This window comes from Nonomuraea sp. NPDC005692 (assembly GCF_040631115.1).
Classification (GTDB): Bacteria; Actinomycetota; Actinomycetes; order Streptosporangiales; family Streptosporangiaceae; genus Nonomuraea.
In genome coordinates this window covers 215,564-238,928 of sequence record NZ_JBEXYU010000009.1, presented here as the reverse complement: position 1 = coordinate 238,928, position 23,365 = coordinate 215,564, and the positions used below count along the sequence as shown (strand labels likewise).

Annotated in this window: 15 protein-coding genes; 6 read left to right on the top strand and 9 right to left on the bottom strand. The window is 74.1% G+C overall.

The window, feature by feature from the left end; genetic code table 11:
• Window positions 1–24: 24 nt before the first annotated feature.
• Complete coding sequence (locus tag ABZ459_RS21445; protein WP_357972655.1) at window positions 25–168, bottom strand: hypothetical protein; 144 nt, start codon at window positions 166–168, stop codon at window positions 25–27.
• Between the two features lie 159 nt (window positions 169–327).
• Between ABZ459_RS21445 and ABZ459_RS21440 the strand changes: the two genes are divergently transcribed.
• Window positions 328–1,719, top strand: coding sequence for a WD40 repeat domain-containing protein (locus tag ABZ459_RS21440; protein ID WP_357972652.1), 1,392 nt, complete (start codon window positions 328–330; stop codon window positions 1,717–1,719).
• A gap of 48 nt (window positions 1,720–1,767) precedes the next feature.
• On the opposite strand, the gene ABZ459_RS21435 is transcribed toward ABZ459_RS21440, so the two are convergent.
• Both ABZ459_RS21435 and ABZ459_RS21430 read right to left on the bottom strand, forming a co-directional pair.
• The gene (locus ABZ459_RS21435) at window positions 1,768–2,373 is read right to left on the bottom strand and encodes a DUF6461 domain-containing protein (RefSeq protein WP_357972649.1); all 606 of its coding nucleotides are present in this window, start codon (window positions 2,371–2,373) and stop codon (window positions 1,768–1,770) included.
• Window positions 2,374–2,430: 57 nt separating this feature from the next.
• Window positions 2,431–2,682: a hypothetical protein gene (locus tag ABZ459_RS21430; RefSeq protein WP_357972646.1), complete on the bottom strand. Its 252-nt coding sequence runs from the start codon at window positions 2,680–2,682 to the stop codon at window positions 2,431–2,433.
• 149 nt (window positions 2,683–2,831) lie between these two features.
• Between ABZ459_RS21430 and ABZ459_RS21425 the strand changes: the two genes are divergently transcribed.
• The gene (locus ABZ459_RS21425) at window positions 2,832–3,038 is read left to right on the top strand and encodes a hypothetical protein (protein ID WP_357972643.1); all 207 of its coding nucleotides are present in this window, start codon (window positions 2,832–2,834) and stop codon (window positions 3,036–3,038) included.
• 194 nt (window positions 3,039–3,232) lie between these two features.
• On the opposite strand, the gene ABZ459_RS21420 is transcribed toward ABZ459_RS21425, so the two are convergent.
• The 3 genes from ABZ459_RS21420 to ABZ459_RS21410 are packed head-to-tail and all read right to left on the bottom strand — an operon-like array spanning window position 3,233 to window position 17,285.
• Window positions 3,233–4,351 (bottom strand): threonine/serine dehydratase, encoded by a 1,119-nt coding sequence (locus tag ABZ459_RS21420; RefSeq protein ID WP_357972640.1) that lies wholly within the window; start codon window positions 4,349–4,351, stop codon window positions 3,233–3,235.
• Window positions 4,348–12,543, bottom strand: a complete 8,196-nt coding sequence (locus ABZ459_RS21415) for an amino acid adenylation domain-containing protein (protein ID WP_357972638.1) — start codon at window positions 12,541–12,543, stop codon at window positions 4,348–4,350. The genes ABZ459_RS21420 and ABZ459_RS21415 overlap by 4 nt, the downstream gene beginning before the upstream one ends.
• On the bottom strand, window positions 12,540–17,285 hold the full coding sequence (locus ABZ459_RS21410) for an amino acid adenylation domain-containing protein (RefSeq protein WP_357972635.1): 4,746 nt from the start codon (window positions 17,283–17,285) through the stop codon (window positions 12,540–12,542). Before ABZ459_RS21410 ends, ABZ459_RS21415 begins: the two co-directional genes overlap by 4 nt.
• 646 nt (window positions 17,286–17,931) lie before the next feature.
• On the opposite strand from ABZ459_RS21410, the gene ABZ459_RS21405 reads away from it, so the two are divergent.
• Window positions 17,932–18,156 carry a hypothetical protein gene (locus ABZ459_RS21405; RefSeq protein WP_357972632.1) on the top strand — a complete coding sequence of 75 codons (225 nt, stop codon included), beginning with the start codon at window positions 17,932–17,934 and terminating at the stop codon, window positions 18,154–18,156.
• Here ABZ459_RS21405 and ABZ459_RS21400 read toward each other — a convergent pair whose 3' ends face one another.
• Entirely contained in the window at window positions 18,157–18,432 is a 276-nt protein-coding gene (locus tag ABZ459_RS21400; RefSeq protein WP_357972629.1) for a hypothetical protein, read from the bottom strand.
• 29 nt (window positions 18,433–18,461) lie between these two features.
• Window positions 18,462–19,190, bottom strand: a complete 729-nt coding sequence (locus tag ABZ459_RS21395; RefSeq protein ID WP_357972626.1) for a L,D-transpeptidase — start codon at window positions 19,188–19,190, stop codon at window positions 18,462–18,464.
• A gap of 90 nt (window positions 19,191–19,280) precedes the next feature.
• On the opposite strand from ABZ459_RS21395, the gene ABZ459_RS21390 reads away from it, so the two are divergent.
• The 3 genes from ABZ459_RS21390 to ABZ459_RS21380 are packed head-to-tail and all read left to right on the top strand — an operon-like array spanning window position 19,281 to window position 22,981.
• A complete protein-coding gene (locus ABZ459_RS21390) occupies window positions 19,281–19,964 on the top strand; it encodes a response regulator transcription factor (RefSeq protein WP_357972623.1) in 684 nt (227 codons plus the stop codon).
• On the top strand, window positions 19,961–21,733 hold the full coding sequence (locus tag ABZ459_RS21385; RefSeq protein ID WP_357972620.1) for an ATP-binding protein: 1,773 nt from the start codon (window positions 19,961–19,963) through the stop codon (window positions 21,731–21,733). The genes ABZ459_RS21390 and ABZ459_RS21385 overlap by 4 nt, the downstream gene beginning before the upstream one ends.
• Window positions 21,734–21,766: 33 nt before the next feature.
• Window positions 21,767–22,981 carry an ROK family transcriptional regulator gene (locus ABZ459_RS21380; protein ID WP_357972617.1) on the top strand — a complete coding sequence of 405 codons (1,215 nt, stop codon included), beginning with the start codon at window positions 21,767–21,769 and terminating at the stop codon, window positions 22,979–22,981.
• 86 nt (window positions 22,982–23,067) lie between these two features.
• On the opposite strand, the gene ABZ459_RS21375 is transcribed toward ABZ459_RS21380, so the two are convergent.
• A complete protein-coding gene (locus ABZ459_RS21375; protein ID WP_357972614.1) occupies window positions 23,068–23,286 on the bottom strand; it encodes a hypothetical protein in 219 nt (72 codons plus the stop codon).
• Between the last annotated feature and the right edge of the window lie 79 nt (window positions 23,287–23,365).

Here is a 23,365-nt window from a genome sequence, read left to right as displayed (position 1 = left end):
TGCGGCCGCCCCGCACCACCGGCGTCAACGGCGCAGCAGCAGGCGCAGCAGGCGTAGTGCCCGGGAGCGGCGGCCTGAGTCGGCCGAGAACATGTAGATCATGGCGGGGAGTGTCACCAGCGCGGCGCTCGTCACGACCAGTGCGGCGAGGTGGGGCAGCATCATCATGGAGCTTCCCTTCGAGGGTTCGGCATCACCTCGACCGTTGCCGAGGGCGCGATATCAGGATGTGGCGCGCCGAAGAGCCGTTGACGATCTCTGCCAAGGTCTTACGTGATCCGATGAACCCGTACATCGGCTGACAGAAACTGACAGCGCCCGGCCCGGATGCCGACGCGAAGAGATCCGTCATGGGCGGGTTTGCGTTCTCCGGGATTCTGGAATCCTGACATCACCATGTCTCCGCAAGCCCCCCTGCCGGAGGATCCCCTGGCCGTTCTGCGTGAACGCCTGCGGGACCTGCATCTCTACGCGGGCGAGCCCAGCAGCCGGGCTCTGGCCAAGCAGACGGGCGCGATGAGCCACTCCACCGCGCACGGGGTGATCCGCTGCGTCAGCCTGCCTCGATGGGGCAACCTGGAGCTCGTGGTGGAGGCGTTGAAGGGCGACGTCATGGAGTTCAAGGCTCTGTGGATCGCCGCCCACAACATGCGTTCGCAGCGCGGTCGCCCGCCGGATCCCGAGATCGGGTCCATGATCCAGGACGCTCAAGGAGCGGTCCCCGAGCCACTGCATGAGCTGTACCGGCCGGTGGACGGGGCGAGGACGGAAGGTCACTCCGGCGCCGTCTGGTCGGTGGCCTTCCATCCGGACGGACGCATCCTGGCCAGCGGCGGCGGCGACGGGACCGTGCGGCTGTGGGACACGGTGACGGCGAGGCCGTGGCGGGAGCCGCTGCTGGGCCATGCGGGTGCCGTCGTGGCGGTGGCCTTCCATCCCGATGGGGATCTGGTGGCCAGTGGCGGCAGCGACAAGACGGTACGCCTGTGGACGATCGACGGGCTGCGACCGGTGGGGGAACCGTTGCACGGCCATGCCGGCACTGTCTGGTCGGTGGCCTTTCACCCGAACGGACGCATCCTGGCCAGCGGCGGCATAGACGGGACCGTGAGGTTGTGGGACACCACTACGGGAAGGCCGTTGAGGGGTCCGCTGACCGACCATGACGGCGCCGGCTGGGCCCTCGCCTTCAACCTCGACGGGCACCTGCTGGCCAACGGTGGGGACGACGGCATGGTCCGGTTGTGGAACACGACGTCCGGGCAGCCGGTCAGTGAGCCGTTGGCGGGTCACAGCGGCGCGGTCGTGACGGTGGCCTTCCATCCGGACGGGCACATCCTGGCCAGCGGCGGCGACGACGAAACGGTGCGGTTGTGGGATCCCGCATCGGCACGTGCCACGGCGGACCCCTTCGTCGGCCACATCGGCCCGGTCCGGTCGGTGGCCTTCCACCCGGGGGCGGACCTGGTGGCCAGCGCCGGAGATGACGGGTTGGTCCGGTTGTGGCATCTCGATTCCGGAGAACCAGCGGGGCGGCCTCTTGACGGCCACACCGGTCCCGTCCGGGCCATCGCCTTCCACCCGCACGGCCATCTGCTCGCCACTGCGGGCGCCGACAGGAAGGTGCGGTTGTGGAAGAGCACCCAACCGCCCGACCACCAGGTGCTGTACCGGCGCATCGACAACTTGCACGCCCGTTTACGCGGGGCGAATCCGTAGAGGCGGTCGCTGTCCACGTCGCCGGACGAGGCGGGCGGCTGGGGGTGATCACTCGTCTCTGATCACGGCGGCGAGGAATCGCATGTCCAGCATGCTTTGGGAGAAGGCGACGCCGGTGAGCTTCTTCGCCAACGCGAATGATCGCTGAAAGGGGGCGTGGAGGCCCGGGCCTTCCCACTCGTGGTTGGGATCCAGCCCTACCTCCCACATCTCGAGAAACAATCGGTCGGGCTCACTGCCCATGCGTGCCTGAGGAGAGAGTTGGTTGAAGTGGGTGATCAGTTCGCCGTCGATCGCATAGGTGAAGTAGTCGTCGGCGTGGAGGTTTCGGTTGATCGACACGACCTTCGTCCCTCGGGAGAGACTCGGCAGCAGGCGGTTGAAAGCGACTGATCCTGTCCAGAGTTGGACGAGCACCGTCCAGCCCGCCGTCTCAAGTGCGCCCACGTAGTCACCTTCACTGCGCAGGTTGGCGACGTCGATGCACTCCATCGTTCGTTCCTGGAGACCGTCGAAGGTCACTTGCTCGATGTCGTCGGGCCCCGCGCCGAGGCGGGTCAGTGCTTCGCGAGGGGTGAGGGATCGGGCGAAGGACACACACGAGACCTCATAGAACGGGCCGTACGTGGCCAGCCAGTCGAACTCCTTGTACACCTCAGGCTCCCGCGACCAGTCGGCGGTCGTGCCCGGGAGAGCCTTCCCTGATGAAGGTCATTGGCGCGATCGATGAAGCCAGGTGGCGAGCAGCGAAGCCACGAGCCACGCGGTGACGAGCACAATGGCACGCGCGGCCATGTATGCCGCCGTCAGAAAGCCGTCGATGACGTAGTCGGTGACTGCCTGTCCGAGGAACGTGATCGTGACGAAGAGGGCGACGCCGAGCACGACGTGACCCGGGTCTTGGCCCCTGAACGAGGGACGTCGCGCCATCACCAGGACACCTTCACGCTCGGCCGGCTGCATGTGCCGCTGATCGTAGTATCTGCCGTATCTGTACCCCAACGCCCGCTCGGCCGCGGAGAGCCGGGCCCGGGGACCGAAAGAGCCGTTGCGGGTGACAGGTGGCGGCAAGGGTGCGACTGTGAAGGCAGGGCGACCTGCTGGAGGAGATCGTGGAACACCCCGAGCTGACCACGGACATGGTTCTCGCCGCCGTCCGGGACCACGGATTCGCGGCCTACGACGTCCTGGTCAAGGACTTTCCGTCGGACGTGGTGGTGGCGGAGTTCACGAAGGCGGCCAGGTCGGGCTTCACCAGCTTCGGCGTGGGAGTGCACCTGGCGTCGTTGACGGACAAGGGGCGGGAGCGTCTCGGTTAGGGCCGGTTCGCGGGGTTATCCGGGGTGCCGGATGCCGTCCGCATGACGTGACGGCGCTGCGGAGTCTCGGGAGAGGAAGTACTTACGTGGGGCGTGGTGGCGGCGCTCGCGGGCGCCGCCACCACGGCCGTCACGCGCCTCCGGCCGTCGAGAGCACCCGCGTCAGGCGGGGGCGCGACGGCGGAAGGGCGTGATCACGTGCTGCGTGCCAGTGGCTCCTGACCGGCCTCCGTGCCGATCGCGACGTTGCCGCCGGAGAGGATCGCGACGACGGGCCCCGGCGGCAGGTGCGCCTGGTGGGTGAGGTAGGCGGCGGTGGCCACCGCGCCGCTGGGTTCGGCGCGTTCCCCCAGCTCCCGCTGGAGCAGGCCGGCGGCGGCGTCGATGGCGTCCTCGGTCACGGTCACCATGTCGTCCACGTACCGGTGGATGTGCTCCCAGGCCAGGGCGCCCAGCACCGGGGCGCGCAGTCCGTCGGCCCGGGTGCGGTAGGTCAGCTCCACCGGCCACGCCGTACGCGTGCCCGAGCGGAAGCTGGCCGTCCCGTCGGCGGCCAGCTCGGGCTCGACGCCGATCACCCGGATCGCCGGGTCGGCGGCCTTGACCGCCACCGCGATCCCGGCCAGCAGCCCGCCGTTGCAGACGGGCACCAGGACGGCCCCCGCGTCCGGCAGGTCCAGGCAGATCTCGGTCCCGGCGCTGCCGTGCCCGGCGATGACGTCGAACGCGTCGGAGCCGATCACCGTCGCGCCGAACCGGTCGGCCAGCGCCAGGCACGCCTCCTCCCGCAGTGCGGGCGGGACGATCACCACCTCGGCGCCGAGCCGGCGCGCGGCGCGTACCTTCAGCTCCGGCGCCGTGTCCGGCAGGACGACGGTCGCCCGCACCCCGTGTTCGGCGGCGGTGTAGGCGATGGCCTGGGCATGGTTGCCCGACGACTGCGCGACCACGTGCCGGACGCCGCGCCCGGCCAGCCGGCCCACGGCGTTGGCCGCGCCGCGTACCTTGAACGAACGGGTGGGCTGCCGGTTCTCCGGTTTGACCCAGAGCCGTTCGCCGGGCAGGCGCAGCAGCGGCGTGCGCCGGACGTACGGCGCGATGCGCTCACCGGCCGCCCGGACGTCGGCGGCGGTGACAAGCCGCGCCCCCGCCACCCCCGCCGCGCCCGGACGCCCAGCGCCGCCGTCCATATGTCCAGCGCCGCCGTCCTTGCGCCCAGCGCCGCCGTCCTTGCGCCCAGCGCCGCCGTCCTTGCGCCCGGCGCCGTCCTTGCGCGCGGCGCCGTCGTCCATCAGTTCAGTGCTCTCGTTCATGCGCTCAGCACCCTTTCCTGGATGGCGTCCAGGTCGGCCGCGGCCTCCGAGGGCGGGGCGGCGTCGGGGACGAGGTCCTCCAGGTGATGCAGCGGCCGGTGCCGCAGCCCCAGCAGCCCCCACAGCACCAGGAACACGCCGCTGGCGAGCAGCACCAACCCCGCGCCCCCGCCGGGCCCGCCGGCGAACCGTCCGGCCCAGTCCGCCAGCGGGCCGGCGGAGAGGAAGCCGATCGGCTGCATGGCCGTGGCGATCATGATGTTCACCGCGAGCACCCGTCCCTGCAGCTCCGGACCCACCTTGACCTGGATGATCGACAGCCAGTGCGCGTTGCCGATGCTCATGCACGCCAGCCGGACGAACAACCCGGCCGCGACCAGCCACACGACCGGCCACACGCCCATCAGCACCACGCCGAGCCCGGACCCGACGACGAAGCCGATCATGCCGGTGGCCCGCCGCCGGGTGCCGCCCCACACCAGCACCACGCCGGTGCCCACGGCCGCGCCGACGCCGCCGACGGCGGTCACCGCGCCGAGGTCCGCCGAGTCGCCGATGGCCAGCACGACCGGGGTGACCAGCACCCACATCAGCGCGGTGCAGAAGTTCACCACGGCGAAGTAGAGCGCCATCACCAGCAGCGGACGCCGCCGGCGCAGGAAGCGCCACCCGCCGGTGAGCGCCGCCATGAACGTCTCCTCGCGCCGGTGGAACAGCCGGTCGGGGAAGCGCACCAGCACCAGCGTCAGCACGCCGACCGCGAACGTGGCCACGTCCACGGCCACCACCGCCGACAGCCCGAACAGGCCGATCAGCGCGCCGCCCGCGAGTGGCGCGACCACGTTGCCCGCGCCGAAGCCCACGTTGGCCAGCGCGTTCGCCTGCGGCAGGTACGGTTTGGGCACCAGCTGCGCGATCGCCGCCAGCCAGGCGGGCTGCTGGAACGCCGACACGACCGAGGTCACGCCCACGATGAGGCAGACGTTCCAGAACTCCAGGCGATCGGTGGTCAGCAGCAGCACCAGCGCCACCATGGCCAGCCCGGACAGTGCGTCGCAGGCCAGCATGATCTTGCGCCGGTCCACCCGGTCGGCCAGCGCGCCGCCCAGCGGGGTGAGCAGCACGGCCGGGATCTGCGCCAGCATCGTGACCAGCGCCAGATCCAGGATCTCGCCGCTGCGCTGGTAGGCCCACACGCCGAGCGCGAACGAGCTCAGCGCCGTGCCCAGCGCCGAGACGATCTGCCCGCCCGCGACGGTGTAGAAGGACCCCAGCTTGGTGCGTTCGGGTGGGCGCACCGGGTCGGGCAGCGTTCCGGCCGCCCAGCGGGTCAGGTGCGCCAGCACGACGGCGGCCAGCGGTTCGGCCTGGTGGCGCAGGAAGTAGTGGCCGGCCCTGGGCAGCACGGCCCGCTCCACCCACGGCGCGAACGCCGCCCACTCGGTGTAGCGCTCCTCGTGCAGCTCGGTGGCGCGGTCGCGTTCCCCGACCAGGCTCAGGATCGGGGCGCGCAGCGGCGTGCCGTCGCCGGCCAGCTCCTGGCCGAACCACTCCTGCGCCTGGTCGGCGTCGTGCCGCATGGCGCGTACGGCGGTGCGCTTGGCGGCCTCGTCCATGTCGTCGAGCAGCCCGCCGGAGGCGCGCAGCGCGTCGCGGAACATCCGGTCGGACACCCAGCGGTCGCCGCCGAACAGCCGCCTGACCATTCCGGGCAGCCGTGCGGCCGGGAAGCTGGCGGCGGCGATCACGCCCAGCACGGGCACGCCGTCCGACTCCAGCTTCCGCGCCAGCGCGACGGCGGGCGCGGAGCCCACGCAGTGGCCGTAGATCGCGACCGGGCCGGACGCGGTCGCCGCCACCTCGGCGGCCAGCACGTCCACCAGCTCCTCCAGCGGCAGCGGCAGCTCGTCGGGGCGGGCGGGGTCGTGGCCGGGCAGCTCGGCGGAGAGCACCTCCACCCGGTCGCCCAGCGCCTGGGCCAGCGGCTGGTACACCGCCGCCGACCCGCCGCCGTACGGCACGCACACCAGCGTGAACTCGGCGGTCCGGCCGCCGCCCAGGCGGTGCAGCAGCCCGCCGCCGTCCTCGCGGCCCAGGTACGCGGCCAGCTCGGCCACGGCGGGCCGGGTGAACAGGTCGATCACCCGCAGCCCGCGGCCGATCTCCTTGACCGCGCGCACCGCGGCGAACGAGTCGCCGCCGAGGGCGAAGAAGTCGTCGCCCGCCCCGACCCGCTCCACGCCGAGCACCCGGGCGAAGGCCCCGGCGACCAGTTCCTCGTTCGGCGTCGAGGGCGCCGCGTACGCGGCCTGCTCGGCCACCGGCTCGGGCAGGGCGGCCCGGTCGATCTTCCCGTTCGGGTTCAGCGGAAGCCGGTCGAGGGCCACGACGTGCGCCGGGACCATGTAGTCGGGCAGCCGCTCACGCAGCGCCGAGCGCACGGCCGCGGCCTCCACGGTCGCGGGCGTCACCCACGCGGCGAGCTGCCTGGCCTTGCCCTCCCCGACGGGCAGCACCACGGCCTCGGCGACCTGTGGCAGCGCCCGCAGCGCGGTGGTGACCTCGCCCAGCTCCACGCGGTAGCCGCGGACCTTGACCTGGTCGTCCACCCGGCCGCGGAACTCGATCCGCCCGTCGGAGGTGACGCGCAGCAGGTCGCCGCTGCGGTAGCAGCGTCCCTGCCCGGTCAGCGGGTCGGGGACGAACCGCTCGGCGGTCAGCTCGGGCCGGCCGATGTAGCCGCGGGTGACCCCGGGGCCGCCGACCACCAGCTCGCCGGGCACGCCGGGCGGCACCGGCCGCAGCTCGGCGTCCACCAGGTGCCCGTACACGCCGGGCAGCGGACGGCCCAGCGGCACGATGCCGGTCCGCCGGTCGGCGGGGATCTCCTCGGTGTCGCACACCAGGCAGATCATCGTGGACTCGGTGTGGCCGTAGTGGCTCTGGATCCTGAGCGCGGGCCGCGCCGCGCGGGCCCGCTCCACCAGGTCCCACGGGCACGCCTCGCCCGCCAGGATCAGCAGCGCGCGCGGCAGCACGGCGGCCAGGTCGCCGCCCGAGGCCAGCAGCTCCAGGTGGCTCGGGACGCACTTGACGACGTCCACCCGGTGCTCGGCCAGGTAACCGGCGAACGCGGCCGGGTCCATCGCGGTCTCGCGCGGCACCAGGTGCACCGTCCCGCCGGTGGTCAGCGCGCCGAACACGCAGGTCAGGCCGAAGTCGGCGGCGGGCGTGGAGACCACCGCGAACGACCCGCCGGGCACGCCGATGCGCGGCAGCATGCCGCCCAGGTAGTTCAGGACGCCACGGTGCTCGGCGGCCACCGCCTTGGGCGTGCCGGTGGACCCCGACGTGAAGATCACGTGGTGCAGGTGCTCCGGCAGCACCTCGACCCGGGGCCGGGTGTCCGGCAGGGACGGCGGCCGGTCCAGCGCCAGCACCTGCCTGCCGTCCCCGATCAGGGGCGCGAACTCGCTCACCGTCACCACGGCGCGCACCCCGGCGGCCTCCAGCATCGCGGCGATCCGCGCCGCCGGGTACGCCGGGTCCATCGGCAGGTAGCCGCCGCCCGACTTCTGGATGCCGAACAACGCGCACGCCAGGTCCGCGCCCGGCTCCAGCAGCACGCCGACCGGCTCGTCGGCGCTCACCCCTGCCGCCAGCAGCCAGTGGGCGATCCGGTTCGCGGCCGCCTCCAGCTCCGCGTAGGTCAGGGCACGGTCGGCGCCCACCACGGCCGGGGCGCCGGGAGTCTCGTCCACCCAGCGTTCGATCAGGTGGTGCACCGCCCCGGCGGGCGGCTCGGGCGCCGGTCCGCCGGCCACCGCCGGGCCGGCCACCGGCTCCAGCGGCACCGCGCCCACCGGCGCGTCCAGGTCGGCGAGCAGCCCGTCGAGCAGGGCGGCGTACCAGCGGGTCAGCTTGGCCGCGGTGCCCGGTTCGAACAGGTCCGTCCGGTAGGCGAGCCCGCCGCGCAGCGGCGCGCCCGGCCCGTCGTCCACGACGTGCCAGCTCAGGTCGAACTTGGTGGTCAGCTCCGGCAGGTGGATCTCGGACGCCTCCAGGCCGGGCAGCTCCGCCCCGGCCACACCGGGGACGTAGTTGAGCATCACCTGGAACAGCGGCGTGGCCGCCAGGTTCCGCTCCGGCCGCAGCCGGTCCACCACCCGGTCGAACGGCGTGCCCGCGTGCGCGAGCGCGCCCAGGGCGGACTCCCGCGCGCGGGCCAGCAGGTCGCGCCCGGTCGGGTCGCCGCCCACGTCGGTCCGCACGACCACGGTGTTGAGGAAGCAGCCGACCACGCCTTCGGTGTCGGGGTGGTCGCGGCCGGAGACCGGCACGCCGACCGCGATGTCCGCGCTCGCCGACAGCCGGGCCAGCAGCGCCTGCAACCCGGCCAGCAGCACGATGAACGGCGTGGACCGGTAGGCGGCGGCCACCGCCCTGACCCGCTCGCTCAGCTCCGCCGGGAGTACCAGGTCGAGCGCGGCTCCGCCCGGGTCGGGCACCGCGGGGCGCGGCCGGTCGGTGGGCAGGTCGAGCACCGGCGGCAGGCCGTCCAGGTGCCCGGCCCACCAGTCCAGGTCGGCCGGGTCGGGGACCGGCGACACCTCGGCGTACTGCGCCGGGGGCGGGTCGAGCGGCGGGCGCAGGCCGAGGCGGGCGGCGTACAGGCCGGACAGCTCCGACAGCAGCAGCCCGCGCGTCCAGGCGTCGGTGGCGATGTGGTGGAAGGTGAGCGAGAGCACGTGCTCGTCGTCGTCCCCAGGTTCGCCGACCGTGAGCAGCACCGCCCGCATCGGCGGCTCGCGGTCCAGCGCGAACGGCGTCGCCAGGTGCCCGGCCAGCACGTCCTCGACCTCGGACCGGTCCACGCGCGCGGTGGAGACGGGCACCTCGGCGGCGTCCCGCACCACCATGACCGGCTCGAGGCCGGAGTCGTCGACCACGCCGCGCAGCACGTGGTGCCGTCCGGCCAGGTCGCGTACCGCGTCCAGGAGCGCCTCCGCGCGCAGCGGGCCGCGCAGCCGCAGCGCCACCGGCACGTTGTAGGCGCTGCTGTCCGGTTCGAGCTGCGCCAGGAACCACAGCCTGGCCTGCACGCCGGACAGCGGCACCGGCCCGTCCGCCGGCGCGCGCCGCACGCGCGCGGCGGCGGCCGGACGGGGGAGCGCGGCGGCCAGGTCGGCCAGCACCGGGTGCTCGAACAGCAGCCGCACCGGCACCGCCGCGCCCAGCCGCTCCCGCAGCCGCCCGGCCACCCGGGTCGCCGCGAACGAGTGCCCGCCGAGGGCGAAGAAGTCGTCGTCCGCCCACACCTCCGCGAGTTCGAGCACGTCGGCCCAGACCTCGCCGACCAGCCGCTCGGCGGGTGTCCCGAGCGGCACCCGCACCGCGGGCCCCGCCTCGGGCACGGGCAGCGCCGCCCGGTCCACCTTGCCGTTCGGGGTCAGCGGCAACGACTCCAGCACGCCGATCGCGGCCGGCACCATGTAGTCGGGCAGCCGCTCGCGCAGCGCCGACCGCACCTGGGCGACGTCCACCGTCGCGGGCGTCACCCAGGCGGCCAGGCGGCGCTCCAGGCCGTCGCCGACCGGCTGCACGTACGCCTCCGCGACCTGCGGCAGGGCCCGCAACGCCGCGGCGACCTCGCCCAGCTCGACGCGGAAGCCGCGCACCTTCACCTGGTCGTCGATCCGCCCCAGGAACTCGACCAGCCCGTCCCCGGTCACCCGGACCCGGTCGCCGGTGCGGTACCAGCCGCCGGTGAAACGTTCCGCGGTGAGGTCGGGACGGCCCAGGTAGCCGCGGGCCACGCTCGGCCCGCCGATCCACAGCTCACCGGGCACGCCGGGCGGCAGCGCCCGTCCGGACGGGTCGGCCACCCGGCACACCACGTCGGCCAGCGGCCGGCCCAGCGGCGCCCGGCCCGGTCCCAGCTCGGCCAGGGCCTCGCCCGCGTCGCAGGCCAGCACCGACACCGTGGTCTCGGTGGGGCCGTAGTGGATCTGCACCTCCAGGTCCGGCCGTGCCGCCCGGACCCGCGCGACCAGGTCCGCCGGCACCGCCTCGCCGGCCAGGATCAGCAGCTTGCCGGGCAGCGCGGCCGTGCCGAGGAGTTCGAGCTGGCTGGGCACCATCTTGATCGCGTCCACCGGGTGCGCCGACAGGCGGGCGGCGAACGCGGCCGGGTCGGTGGCCGTCTCGTGGTCGATCAGGTGCAGGGTGGCGCCCGTGGTCAGCGCGCACCACACGTTCGTCATGCCCAGGTCGGCGGCGGCGGTGGAGACCAGCGCGAACGACGTCATCCCCGCGGGGACGACCTCGGCCACCGCGCCGAGATAGTGCGTGATGTGCCGGTGCTCGACCGCGACGCCCTTCGGCCGCCCGGTCGAGCCCGAGGTGTAGATGACGTACGCCAGGTGCTCCGGCCGCACCGCCACACCGGGACGCTCGCCGGACGCCTCCGCCGCGGCGGCGAGCTCGGTACCCGTGAGCACGATCCGCGCTCCGGCGTCGGCCACCACCGCCTGGTTGCGCCGCTCCGGGTAGACCGGGTCGAGCGGCAGGTAGGCGGCGCCCGCCTTGAGCACGCCGAGCATGGCGACCACCAGCTCGGGCCGCCGCTCCAGCAGCACGCCGACCGGCTCCTGCGGCCGCACCCCGCTCTCCAGCAGCCAGTGGGCCACCTGGTTGGCGCGGCGGTCCAGCTCCGCGTAGCTGAGCGAGCCGACCGCGACCGCGTCCGGCCGGGTGTCGGCCATCCGCTCGACCAGCGTGTGCAGCGGCACGTCCACGGGCAGGTCGGCGTCCCGGCCGCGCAGGTCGTCGCCGGCCGGCAGCCGCACCGGCGCGCCGGGGTCGGTGAGCATGCCGTCCAGCAGCTCCAGGTACCAGCCGGCGAGGCGGCGCACGGTGGCCTCGTCGAACAGGTCCGTGCGAAAGCGTAACTCGCCCGAGAAGCGGGTGCCGTCGTCGCCCAGCTCCAGGTTCAGGTCGAACTTGGCGGTCGGCGCGGGCGGCGACCCGGCCTCGACCTCCAGCCCCGGCAGCGACAGCGGCGCGCCGGTGTCGTAGACGTTGAGCATCACCTGGAACAGCGGCGTGACCGCGAGGTTCCGCTCCGGCTGCAGGCGCTCCACGACCCGCTCGAACGGCGTGCCGGCGTGCGCGAACGCGTCCAGCGCCGCCGTGCGCGCCCGTGCCAGCAGCTCGGCGCCGGTCGGGTCGCCCGCGGTGTCGCCGCGCACCACCAGCGTGTTGATGAAACAGCCGACGACCCGCTCGGCGTCGGGATGGTGGCGGCCCGCGTGCGGCACGCCGACGGCGATGTCGTCGACGCCGGACAGGCGGCTCAGCAACGCCTGCAGCCCGGCCAGGAACACCATGAACGGCGACGTCCCGGCCACCGCGCGCACCTTCGCCGACAGCGCCTCGGGCACCTCCACCGCGACCGCCGCCCCCTCCCAGGTGGGGACGGCCGGGCGCGGGCGGGCGAGCGGCAGGTCGAGCACCGGCGGCAGGCCCGCCAGGTGACCGGCCCACCAGTCGAGGTCGGCGTCGGGCCGCCCGGCCTCCCACGCGGCCACGTCCGCGTACTGCAGGGCGGGGGGAGCGGGGGGCGGCTCCAGGCCGAGGCGGGCGGCGTACAGGTGGGCGAGATCGTCCAGCAGCACGCGTTCCGACCAGGCGTCGGTGGCGATGTGGTGCAGGGTGAGCGCGAGCACGCACTCCTCGTCGCCGAGCCGGAACACCGTGGCCCGCAGGGGCGGCTCGGCGTCCAGCCGGAACGGCCGCCAGGCGTGTTCGGCCAGCTCCCGCTCCAGCTCCGCCGGGCCGGCGGCCGCCATGTCGACCACCGGCACCGGCACGGCGGCGACCGGCCGCACGCGTCCGTCGTCGATGACGCCGCGCAGGATCCAGTGCCGCTCCGCCAGGTCCGCCACCGCGCCGGTGAGGGCGGCGACGTCCACCGGGCCGCGCAGCCGCAGCGTCAGCGGCACGTTGTAGGTGGGCGTGCCGGGCTCCAGCTGGGCCAGGAACCACAGCCGCTCCTGAGCCGGCGACAGCGGCATGTCCGCGGCCGAGGTCGCCGGGATCCGGGGGACGGCGGCCTGCTCCTTCTGCTTCAGGGCGGCGGCGAGCCTGGACCGGACGAGTTCGGCGATCCGGTCCTCACGTACCTCGGTCATCCCTCGATCCCCTCCATCAGGTCGGCGGCCAGCAGTTCCTCCAGCGCGGCGGCGAAGTCGGCCAGCACCGGCCGGTCGAACACCAGCCGCACGGGCACGGTGACCTGCAACATCTCGCGCAGGCGGGCGGCCACCCTGGTCGCGGCGAACGAGGCTCCGCCGAGGGCGAAGAAGTCGTCGCCGGCCCAGACCTCGGGCCGTTCGAGCACCTCGGCCCAGACGGCGGCCACCAGGAGCTCGGCCTCGGTGGCCGGTTCGACCCGGGCCGGGGCCGGGCCGGCGTCCGGCTCGGGCAGCGCGTGGCGGTCGACCTTGCCGCTGGGCAGCATGGGCAGGGCCGGCAGCGCGACCCAGCGGCGCGGCACCATGTGGCCGGGCAGCCGGGACCGGGCATGCCGCTCGACCGCGGCCAGGTCCGCCGTCTCCGGCGCGACGTAGCCGACCAGGTGGGCCTGCGCGTCCGTGCCCGCCACGGTCACCGCGGCCTCGGCGATCTCGCGCAGCACGGCCTCGATCTCGCCCAGCTCGATCCGGTAACCGCGGACCTTCACCTGATGGTCGCGGCGGCCGTGGAACTCCAGCGTCCCGTCCGGCCGCCAGCGGGCCAGGTCACCGGTGCGGTAGCAGCGGCCGTCCGGCGTGAACGGGTCGGCCACGAAGGCGGTCGCGGTCAGGTCAGGACGGCCCCGGTAGCCGCGGGCCACCCCGGCGCCGCCCAGCAGCAGCTCGCCGACCGCGCCCGGCGGCACCAGCCGCAGCCGCGCGTCGACCACGTACGCCCGCTCGCCCGGCATCGGCGACCCGATCGGCACCCGGTCGCCCTCGTGCGCGCGCACCCGGTGCAGCGTCGAGGTGACGGTGGTCTCGGTGGGCCCGTAGGCGTTCCACAACTCGCCGACGCGCAGCAGGATCTGCTCGGCCAGCGCCGGGTCCAGCGCCTCCCCGCCGGCGACGGCGCGCAGCGCCGGGTCACCCGCCCACCCGGCCGCGATCAGCATCCGGTACGTGGTCGGCACCAAGTCGATCACCGTGGCCGCGCTCGTGGTGATCAGCTCCGCCAGCGCGTGCCCGTCGGTGGCCGTGGCCCTGTCCACCACCACCGACGTGCCACCGGCGGCCAGGACGCTCCACAGCTCGGAGGCCGAGGCGTCGAAGCTCAGCGGCGCGACCGCGGGCTGCACGTCGGCCGGGCCGAGGCGGAGCGTCGAGATCATCCCGGTCACGAGGGCGGCCAGGGCGCCGTGGGTGACCTCGACCCCCTTGGGGGCGCCGGTGGAGCCGGAGGTGTAGGTGACGTACGCCAGGTCCGCGGCGTGCACCTCGGGCAGGTCCGCGCGGGGGCCCGCCGCGAGCCGGTCCGCGTCGAGCGTCACCGGCCCGTCGTTGTCGGATGCCGTCTCCAGCGGCGTCTCGCCGCGGGTGAGGACCACGCGGGCGCCGGCGTCCACGGCCAGCAGGCGCAGCCGCCCGGCCGGGTGTTCCGGGTCCAGCGGCAGGTACGCCGCCCCCGCCCGCCACACGCCCAGCAGCACCGCGGCCAGCATCTCGTCCCGCGGCACGTGGACGCCGACCACGTCGCCGCGCGACACCCCGTGCGCCAGCAGCCCGGCCGCGATCCGGTCGGCGCGGTCGTTCAGCTCGGCGTGGGTCAGGGCGGCGCCGTCCGGGCCGACCACCGCCGTGCCCGCCGTGCCGCCCGCGTTCGCCGCGAGCGACAGCGGCACCGGGGGCAGGTCGTCCGGCAGCCGCGGTCCGGCCGCGCGGGCCAGCAACGCGGCGCGCTCGTCCGGGGTGACCGGCTCGAACGTGGCGATCGCCAGGTCCGGCTCGGCCACCACGCGCCGCAGCAGCCACAGCAGCCGGTCCAGGTACGCCCCGGCCGCCTCCCGGCCGAGCAGCGCGACCGCGTACTCCAGGTGCAGCTCGGCGCCGGCGGCCGTGCGGTTGACGAGCACGCTGAACTCGTGCACCGCCGCGCCCGGGCCGATCTCGGTCAGCAGTTCGAGGCAGCCGGCGCGCACCGGCACCTCGGCGTGCTGCATCGCCAGCAGCACCGGGGCGCGGGGCACGTCGGCGGGCGGGACCTCCTGGTGGACCAGCGCCCGCGTGGCGGCCTGCCCGGCCTGCCGGACCAGGTCGCGGAAGGTCGGCGCGGCGTCCGGCCGCAGCCGTACCGGCACCGTGTCGATCAGCGGCCCGACGGCCCGGGCCAGCTCCGGCCGGGCGCGCCGTGCCGCGACCATGCCGACCAGGGTGTCCGGCTCCCCGGCGGCCAGGGCGAGCGCGGCCAGGTACACCGCGTACGGGGTCGCCCCGCACGCGCGGGCCAGCGCGGCCACGCCGTCCGTGAACTCCTCGGTCAGCGGCCTGATCACCCGGCACGTCGTCAGGTCGCCGGGCGGCGGTCCCGCCACCGGCGCCCCCGCCAGCTCGCCGCGCCAGAACTCCCGCAGCCGCGCGAGGTCGGGCCGGTCCTCCTGCTCGCGCACCGCGACGTCGCCGAGCTGCACCGCCGGCTCGGGCACGGGCTCACCCGCCAGCTCGGCGGCCAGCTCGTCCATCAGCACGCCGGTCGAACCGCCGTCGAAGGCGATGTGGTCCGTCACGAGCACCAGCTCGGCCACGCCCTCTCCGACGGGGCACAGGCTCGCGCGCAGCAACGGCACCTCGGTCGTCACGTCGAACACGTGCTCCACCGCGGCCCGGGCCACCTTCACCGGGTCCGCGCCCGCCGGATGCTCGGCCAGGGGGACGGCGACGGGCGGGTGCACGACCGCGTACGGGACGCCGTCCTCGCCGGCGGAGATCGTGCTGCGCAGGGCCTCGTGCCGGCGCAGGACCGCGTCCAGCGCCCGGCGCAGCGGCGCGCTCCCGCTCAGGCCGCGCACGCGCAGCCGGATCGACACGGTGGTGACCGGGCTGTGCGGGTGGAGCTGGCGCAACGTCCAGAACTCGCGTTGCGCGGCGGTGAGCGGGTGCCGGGTCCGGCCGGTCCGCCGCACGGGAGCCGATCCCGGCTCACCCAGGCGCGCCGCCAGCCCGGCGGCGGTCGGCTCGGTCAGGAACGTCGCCAGGGGCACGGTGTGCCCGAGCCGCCGGGACAGTTCGGTCACCACCCGGGCGGCGGCCAGCGAGTGCCCGCCCAGGTCGGCGAACCGGTCGTGCACGCCCACCTCCGGCAGGCCCAGCACGTCCGCGATCACCTCGGCCACCTGGCGCTCGTCGTCCGTCCGGGGCGCGACCGGCGCCGCGCTCCCCGTCCGGGCGGCGCCCAGCTTGGGCAGGGCCGCGCGGTCCACCTTGCCGGTGGGGGCGATCGGCAGGTCGCCGGTCACGCCGATCCTGGCCGGGACCAGGTGGTCGGGCAGCCGGTCACGCAGCCAGTCGCGCAGCTCGGGCTCGGTCACGCCGGAGGCGGCCACGTGCGCGACGAGGTAGGCGATGCCGTCGTCGTCGGTGTGCGCCAGGACGACGGCGCGGCGCACCGCGGGATGGCGGTCCAGCGCCGACTCGACCTCGCCCAGCTCCACCCGGTAGCCGCGGATCTTGACCTGGTCGTCGGCGCGGCCCACGTAGCGCAGCTCGCCGTCCACCCGTCGGACCAGGTCGCCGGTGCGGTAGACGCGGGTGCCGTCCGGGTCGGTGCCGAACGCCTGCGAGTCGTGGCCCAGGTAGCCGCGGGTCACGTTCGGGCCGCCGATCCACAACTCGCCGACCTCCCCGTCCGGGACCGGGCTGCCGGCGGCGTCGCGCACGCTGAGCAGCGCGCCCGCCATCGGCCCGCCCAGCGGCGGGTCGCCCCGGTGGTCGCGGCTCACCTCGAACAGGGTGGAGCCGGTGGTGCACTCGGTGGGGCCGTACATGTTGAGCACCCGGCGCACGCCCGGGTTGGCGTACACGCGCGCGACCAGCGCGGCGGTCAGCCGCTCGCCGCCGGACAGCACCATGCGCACGCCGTCCGGCAGCGGCTCGCGCAGCAGCACCGACAGCGCGGACGGGACTCCGAAGACCGTGCGCACCTCGTCGCGGGCCGGCAGCGTCGGCAGCGCCAGCACGTTGTCCGCCATGATCACGGTCCCGCCCGCGAACAGCGGCGTGAAGATCTGGGTGATCGAGGCGTCGAAGCAGATGGAGGAGCCGGCGAGCATGCCGCTCAGCTCCTCGGCGGTGTAGGCGGACGCCTCCCAGCGCACCAGGTTCAGGGTGTTGCGGTGCTCCACGACCACGCCCTTGGGGCGGCCGGTGGAGCCGGAGGTGTAGATCAGGTACGCGGCGTCGCCCGGCTCGCCGGGCACCTCGGGCCCGTGCGCGGCGGGCGTCACGTCGTCGACGAGCACGGTGTCCGCGCCGGTCGGCGCCGCGGTCTCGCGCCGCGCCGCCGAGGTGACCACCGCCTTCATGGCGGCGTCCTCGGCCATGAAACGTAAGCGCTCCGCCGGATAGGCCGGGTCCAGCGGCACGTAGGCCGCGCCCGCCTTGAGCACCCCGATCAGCGCGGGCACCAGCCACTCGTCGCGGTCGAGGCAGATCCCCACCAGGTCGCCGCGTCCCACGCCCCGCGCGGCCAGGGCGTTGGCGATCCCGTTGGCCCTGCGGTCGAGTTCGGCGTAGGTCATCCGGCTCGTGCCCGCGACGACGGCGAGGCGATCGGGCGTCCGCCGGCACTGCGCCTCCAGGGCCTCGTGGAGGCGTCCCGGCGAGTCGGTGGGAGGGCGGTTCGCGCCCGTCACATCCGTATTCATGTGTCCTCTTTCCAGCAAAGGTCAAACGTGCCCGGGTGGGCGGTCGGGAACGGCCCGTTCCTCGGGGACGGCACGCGGGCCCGGGCGAGGTCGTCGCTGGGCGCGTGGGGTCGTGCGGGGTCGTGCGGGCGGTTCAGTGTCGCGCGGTCGGCGGGTGTGGCGGGGGGCGTTCGCGGCACATGTCGTGTTCTGCGGTTACGTGCTCCTTTCGCCCACAGTCGTCCGCACAACAGCATCGGCGACCCGGCTTGCCGCTGACTTGGAACCTGCCATGATCTTGCTTGCAGGAGGGCGCGTCGTCGGCCGATCGGCGCGACGGCTTGGCGGGTGGTCAGCGACGTCCCGGTGCCCAGCGTCGGCCGGAGCGCGCGAACCTCCTGGGCCGGCGACAGGCAAACCCTGGGCTCCGGACATGGGCGAGGAGTGCGGCCTTCTCGCCACTGCTCCGGAACGCCAGACTGAATGATCCTCTTCGCCGGGGCCGTCTCGCAAACGGGGTCGAAAGGCGCAAAGAGGGCGGAACGTAGGGGAGTCGCTCGTCAACTCAGCGCAACAGAAAACGCGGACGGGCAAGCACATCCGGCGCGGGACGGTGACGTCGGGAGCGCGACGGGAAAGGCCCGGTCCTCAGGCGTTGGCGCAGAGGATGGCTCGGAAGAAGAAGGCCCCCGCCGGGGTCGGGCCCCGGCGGGGGAGGGGCGGCGTCACGGACGCCGTGCCGTGCGTGGTCGGGGACGGCGTGGCCGCCCCGCTCGCCGCCCGCACGTGGCGCCGCGGCGTCCGGGTCCTGCTCCCGCCCGCGATGGCCAGGCCGCTGACGCGGCCGGCGGGCGGGAGAGGAGGGACGTCACGCGGCGGCGACGTGCCGTGATCAGCCGGTGTAGCGCGGCTTGACGGCGACCGGCTCCTTCGGGCCCGCCGTCCGCTCGACCGTGGGCCGGCCTTCCGCGGGCACCGGGGAGGGCGCCGCGGAGGGGACCGCGGCGGGCACTGCGGCGGGCACTGCGGCGGGCACTGCGGCTGGCACTGCGGCTGGCACTGCGGCGGGCTTCTTGGGCTCGGCCGAGGCCGTCCCCGAGAACCCGGCGAGGCCGGCCGCGAGGGCCAGCGCCGCGCCGGCGCCGACGAGTATGGTCCTGATCTTCATAGGGTTCCTCTCATCCTTCGAGCAGGGCCTCAGCCCTTGACGACGACCGGAGTGCCGATCGCCAGGTTCTTCGCCATCCAGGTGATGTCGTCGTTGCCGACCCGGACGCAGCCGTGGCTGGCCCGCGTGCCGATGGCGGAAGGCTTGTTCGTCCCGTGGATCGCCAGCTGGCCGGGGCCGCCGGCGAAGCTCTTCAGCACCGGTGAGAAGCCGCTCAGCCCGAAGGCGTAGGGGCCGTAGGCCCCGCCGTCACCGGTGGGCTTCACCAGTTCGGTGAAGAAGTAGCGGCCCGGAGGCGTCGGCGTCCCGGCCTCGCCGGTCGCGACCTTGCCCGTCCTGACCGGCCGGTCGCCGTCGTAGACCGTGAAGCGGAACGCCCCGCGGTCGATCTCCACGCGGTGGGAGGTCTCGGCGAGCGTCACGTCGGCGGCCTTGATCCAGCCCTTGCTGCCGTTCGGCCGGATCGGCAGCAGCACCTGGAGCCAGTCGCCCTCGTCGCGTTCCACCAGGAAGACGCGCGTCGTGCCGTAGTCGTTGGGACTGGTGATCGTCCGCTGGGGCGCGCCCTGTCTGTCCCGGTAGATCGTGATCCGGGCCCCCTTGACGCTCGCGATCTTCGATCTGGCGCCGCCCGCCGGGGTGTTCGCCGGGGTGTTCGCGGGGTCGGGGCGTACGGCACCGTCTGCGCTGCCCGCGCAGCCCGCCAGCAGGAGGGCGAGTGCCGTCGCCGCGGCCGTACGAAGCAGGTTGGTTCTCACCCGGCGCAGCCTGGCGGCAGAATGTGTGGAACCTGTTTGCCTGTCATGCGGATCCCGTATGCACTCGTGGAGTGCGCATAACCTCGGGCCATGTGCGCGTACGTGCTGGTCGCCGAGGACGACCCCAAGCAGGCCGAACTGCTCAGGCGCTACCTGGAGCGGGAGGGCCACGAGGTCCGCGTCGTGCACGACGGACGTTCGGCGATCGACGAGGCCCGGCAGGGTGATCCCGGCCTCGTGCTGCTCGACGTGATGATGCCGAAGGTCGACGGGCTGGACGTCTGCCGGGTGCTGCGCGCCGAGTCCGACCTGTCGATCCTGATGCTGACGGCCAGGTCCACCGAGGACGACCTGCTGCTCGGGCTCGACCTCGGCGCCGACGACTACATGACCAAGCCGTACAGCCCGCGCGAGCTGATGGCCCGCGTGCGGACGCTGCTGCGCCGTACGGGCAGGTCGCCGGAGGCCGGCCGGCTGTTCCGGGCGGGCGACCTCGTCGTCGACCCGGTCAGGCACACCGTCACCGTGGCGGGCACGCCGGCCGACTGCACGCTCGCCGAGTTCCGGATCATCGAGACGCTGGCCGCCGAGCCGGAACGGGTGTTCACCAGGAAGCAGCTGCTGGAGCGCATCCACGGCTTCGACCGGTTCATCACCGAACGCACGGTCGACGTGCACGTGATGAACCTGCGCAAGAAGATCGAGCCCGACCCGCGCCGCCCGTCCCGGCTGTTGACCGTGTACGGCGTCGGCTACAAGCTGACCCAGGCATGAGGTCGCTGTTCGTCAGGCTGCTCACGAGCTCGGCCGTCGTGGCGGTCTGCTCGATCACGGCGACGGCGTGGCTGGCCGCCAACAGCACCTCCGGCGCGATCCAGCGCGAGCAGGGCCAGACGCTGGCCAGCGACGCCCAGATCAACAACAGCTTGCTCGGTTACGCCTCCCGCCACCCCGACTGGTCCGGCGTCGCCGCCACCGTGCGCGACCTCGCCGCCGCCAACAGCCGCCGCATCGCGCTGACCACCGAGAAGGGCGCCCTCATCGCGGACTCGGCGGCCGCCGGGACCCCGCTGCCCGCCAGGGTGTCGGCCGTCGTCGATCCGCTGGCCGTGGACGTGACGCTGGTACCGGGGGCGGCCGAGGACCGCATCGATCCGCGCGCGGTGGGCCCCTTCCTGCTGCCCGACCGTGATCGTGTCCGGCTGGGGAAGGCCGCCGACGCCTACGCCGTCTGCATGAGACGCACCGGTCAGGCCGTACGGACGACGGTCTCCCACACCGGCAGGCCCTTCGTGACGACGACCGGCGAGGGCGTCCCGCGGGAGCCGAGCCCGGCACCGGCCGTGACGGCCCCCTGCGACGCCGTCACCTTCAACACGCCGACGCGCACCGAGAAGTCCGCGTTGAAGCAGCTCAACCTCCTGGTCGGCAGATGTCTGAAGGGCAAGGGCGCGGAACGCGGCTCGGTCGGCCTCGACTTCACCTGGATCTCCAAGGAGAAGCGGCCGGCGCCTGCCGCCGAACCCGGCCAGACGATCTCCTCCTGCATCGTCACCGCCCGCAAGGAACAGCTCGATCCCTACGTCGCCCCCGCCGCCTACCTGTACATCGGATCGCCCGCCGAGGCCACCGGCCCGCGCATCCCGCTGCCCTCGATCGCCGGCGCCGCCCTCCTCGTGCTCGTGCTGACCGTCGGCGTCAGCGTCATGGCGGCCCGACGCCTGGTCGGCCCGGTCAACGCGCTGACCCACGCCGCCCGGCGGATGCGCGACGGGGACAGCTCCGCCCGCGTCCAGGTCAGGACGACCGGCGAGATCAGCGAGCTCGCCACGGCGTTCAACGAGATGTCCGAGCACCTCCAGCGCATGGAGGAGCAGCGCAAGGCCATGGTCAGCGACGTCTCCCACGAGTTGCGCACCCCGCTGAGCAACCTGCGAGGCTGGCTGGAGGCGGCACAGGACGGCGTCGCCGAGCTGGACCCAGCGCTGATCGCCTCCCTGGTCGAGGAGCTCCTGCTGCTGCAGCACATCGTGGACGACCTCCAGGACCTCGCCCTCGCCGACGCGGGCAAGCTGCGCCTGCACCTCGAACCCGTGCACCTCGGCGACCTCCTCGACCAGGTGGCCACCGCCCACCGAGGCCGCGCCGAGGCCGCCGGGCTCACCCTGGCCACCGGCATCACCGGCGCCCCCACCCTGACCGCCGACCCCGTTCGGCTCCGCCAGGCCATCGGCAACCTCGTCACCAACTCCCTGCGCTACACGCCGACCGGCGGGCACGTCACGCTGGGCGCCCGCCAGGACGGCGACCACGTGGTCATCGAGGTGACCGACACGGGGATCGGCATCCGCGCCGAGCACCTTCCGCACGTCTTCGACCGGTTCTGGCGGGCGGAGAAGTCCCGCAACCGCCGCACCGGCGGCAGCGGCCTCGGCCTCGCCATCGTCCGCGACCTGGCCGAGGCGCACGGCGGCACCGCCACGGCCGCCAGCACCCCGGGCGTCCGCACCACCTTCACCTTGCGCCTGCCGACACGACCGTGATCGGGTGAGGGCACGTCCTAAGGGGTGACGGGGATGGCGGGATCGGCGGTGGGCGTGCGGACGCAGGAGCAGATGCGGCAGCGGAACCTGAGCGAGGTGCTGCGGCGCGTCCACCACGACGGGGCGGTGTCACGCGCCGCGCTCGGCCGCCGGATGGGCCTCAACCGCAGCACCATCATGGATCTGACCGCCGAACTCGCCGCGGCCGGGCTGGTCCGCGAGGGCGTGCCCGCCGGGCGGGGCCGGGCGGGGCGGCCGTCCATCGTCGTCATGCCCGAGCAGGGGACGGTGTACGGGCTCGCGTTCGACGTCGCCGTGGACCGGCTGATCGCGGCCCGCGTCGGGCTGGGCGGCCAGGTCCTCGACCGCAGGGAGCGCGTCCGCGCCCGCGCCGGGGTCGACCTGGCGGACGTCGTCGGGGTCCTGGCCGCCTTCGGCCGCGAGCTGGTCGCCGGGGCCGGGCCGGGCTCGTTGTGCGTGGGGGTCGGCGCCTCGTACTGCGGGTTGATCAGGCGGGCCGACGGGACCGTGCGGTACGGGCCGCACCTCGGCTGGGTGGACCAGGCGTTCGGCGCGGAACTCGGCGCCGGGCTCGGCCTCGGGCTGCCCGTCGAGGTGGGCAACGAGGCGCACCTGGGTGCGATCGCCGAGCACGTGCGCGGCGCGGGACGAGACGCCGACAACCTCGTCTACCTGCACGGGGATGTCGGCGTCGGCGGCGGGATCATCGTCGGCGGCGAACTCCTGGACGGCGACACGGGCTACGGCTGCGAACTCGGGCACATGCTGGTCAACCCGTTCGACGGGCGGCCCTGCCTGTGCGGGTCGCGCGGCTGCCTGGAGGCCGAGGTGGGGGAGGAGGCCCTGCTCGACTACGCGGGACGGTCCGGCGACCTCGTCGGCCGCGACGGCATCCGGTCCGTCGTCGCCCTCGCCGGGGCCGGTGACGCCAGGGCGCGGGACGCCCTCGACCGCGTCGGCGACTGGCTCGGCGTCGGCGTCGTCAACCTCATCAACCTGTTCAACCCGGCGCTCGTGGTCTTCGGCGGGATGTTGCGCGATGTCTACCCGGGCGCCGAGCCACGCGTCCGTGCCCGGATCGACGCGCACGTGCTGCCGGTGTCGCGGGAACGGGTCCGCCTGGCCGTGACGGCCCTGGGCGACGACACCACGCTCGCCGGAGCCGCCGAACTCGCCTTCGCCGGCCTCCTGGACAACCCCCTCACCACCTTGGCCGCCCTTCGCTGAGACGGCCTTCCGGCTCCTGCCGATCGCGGCGGGCGCACGCGCCCCCGGTTCGATCCGCGGGCCCGGGGGGCGTGCGTCTCACTGGGTCAGGCGTAGAGGAAGTAGTAGCTGTACTTGCTCTCCCACTGGCATGAATAGTCGTCCCACCAGTTCTGGTCGATGCCCTGGGTGCCGATCCGCTCGCACTCCGCGTGCTCCCTGAAGACGCCGGCCAGTTTCTCGGCGTTCGCCGGGGCGGCGCCGATCGTCAGCGACACTCCAAGGACCATGACGGCCGAGACGAGAACAGCGCGTGCCTTTCGCATTCGTCCTCCTGCGACTGGGGAGATCATGTCGGTGGACATTATCACTAACGGCTCCGGTGGGATTGTCGCGCCGGAATCG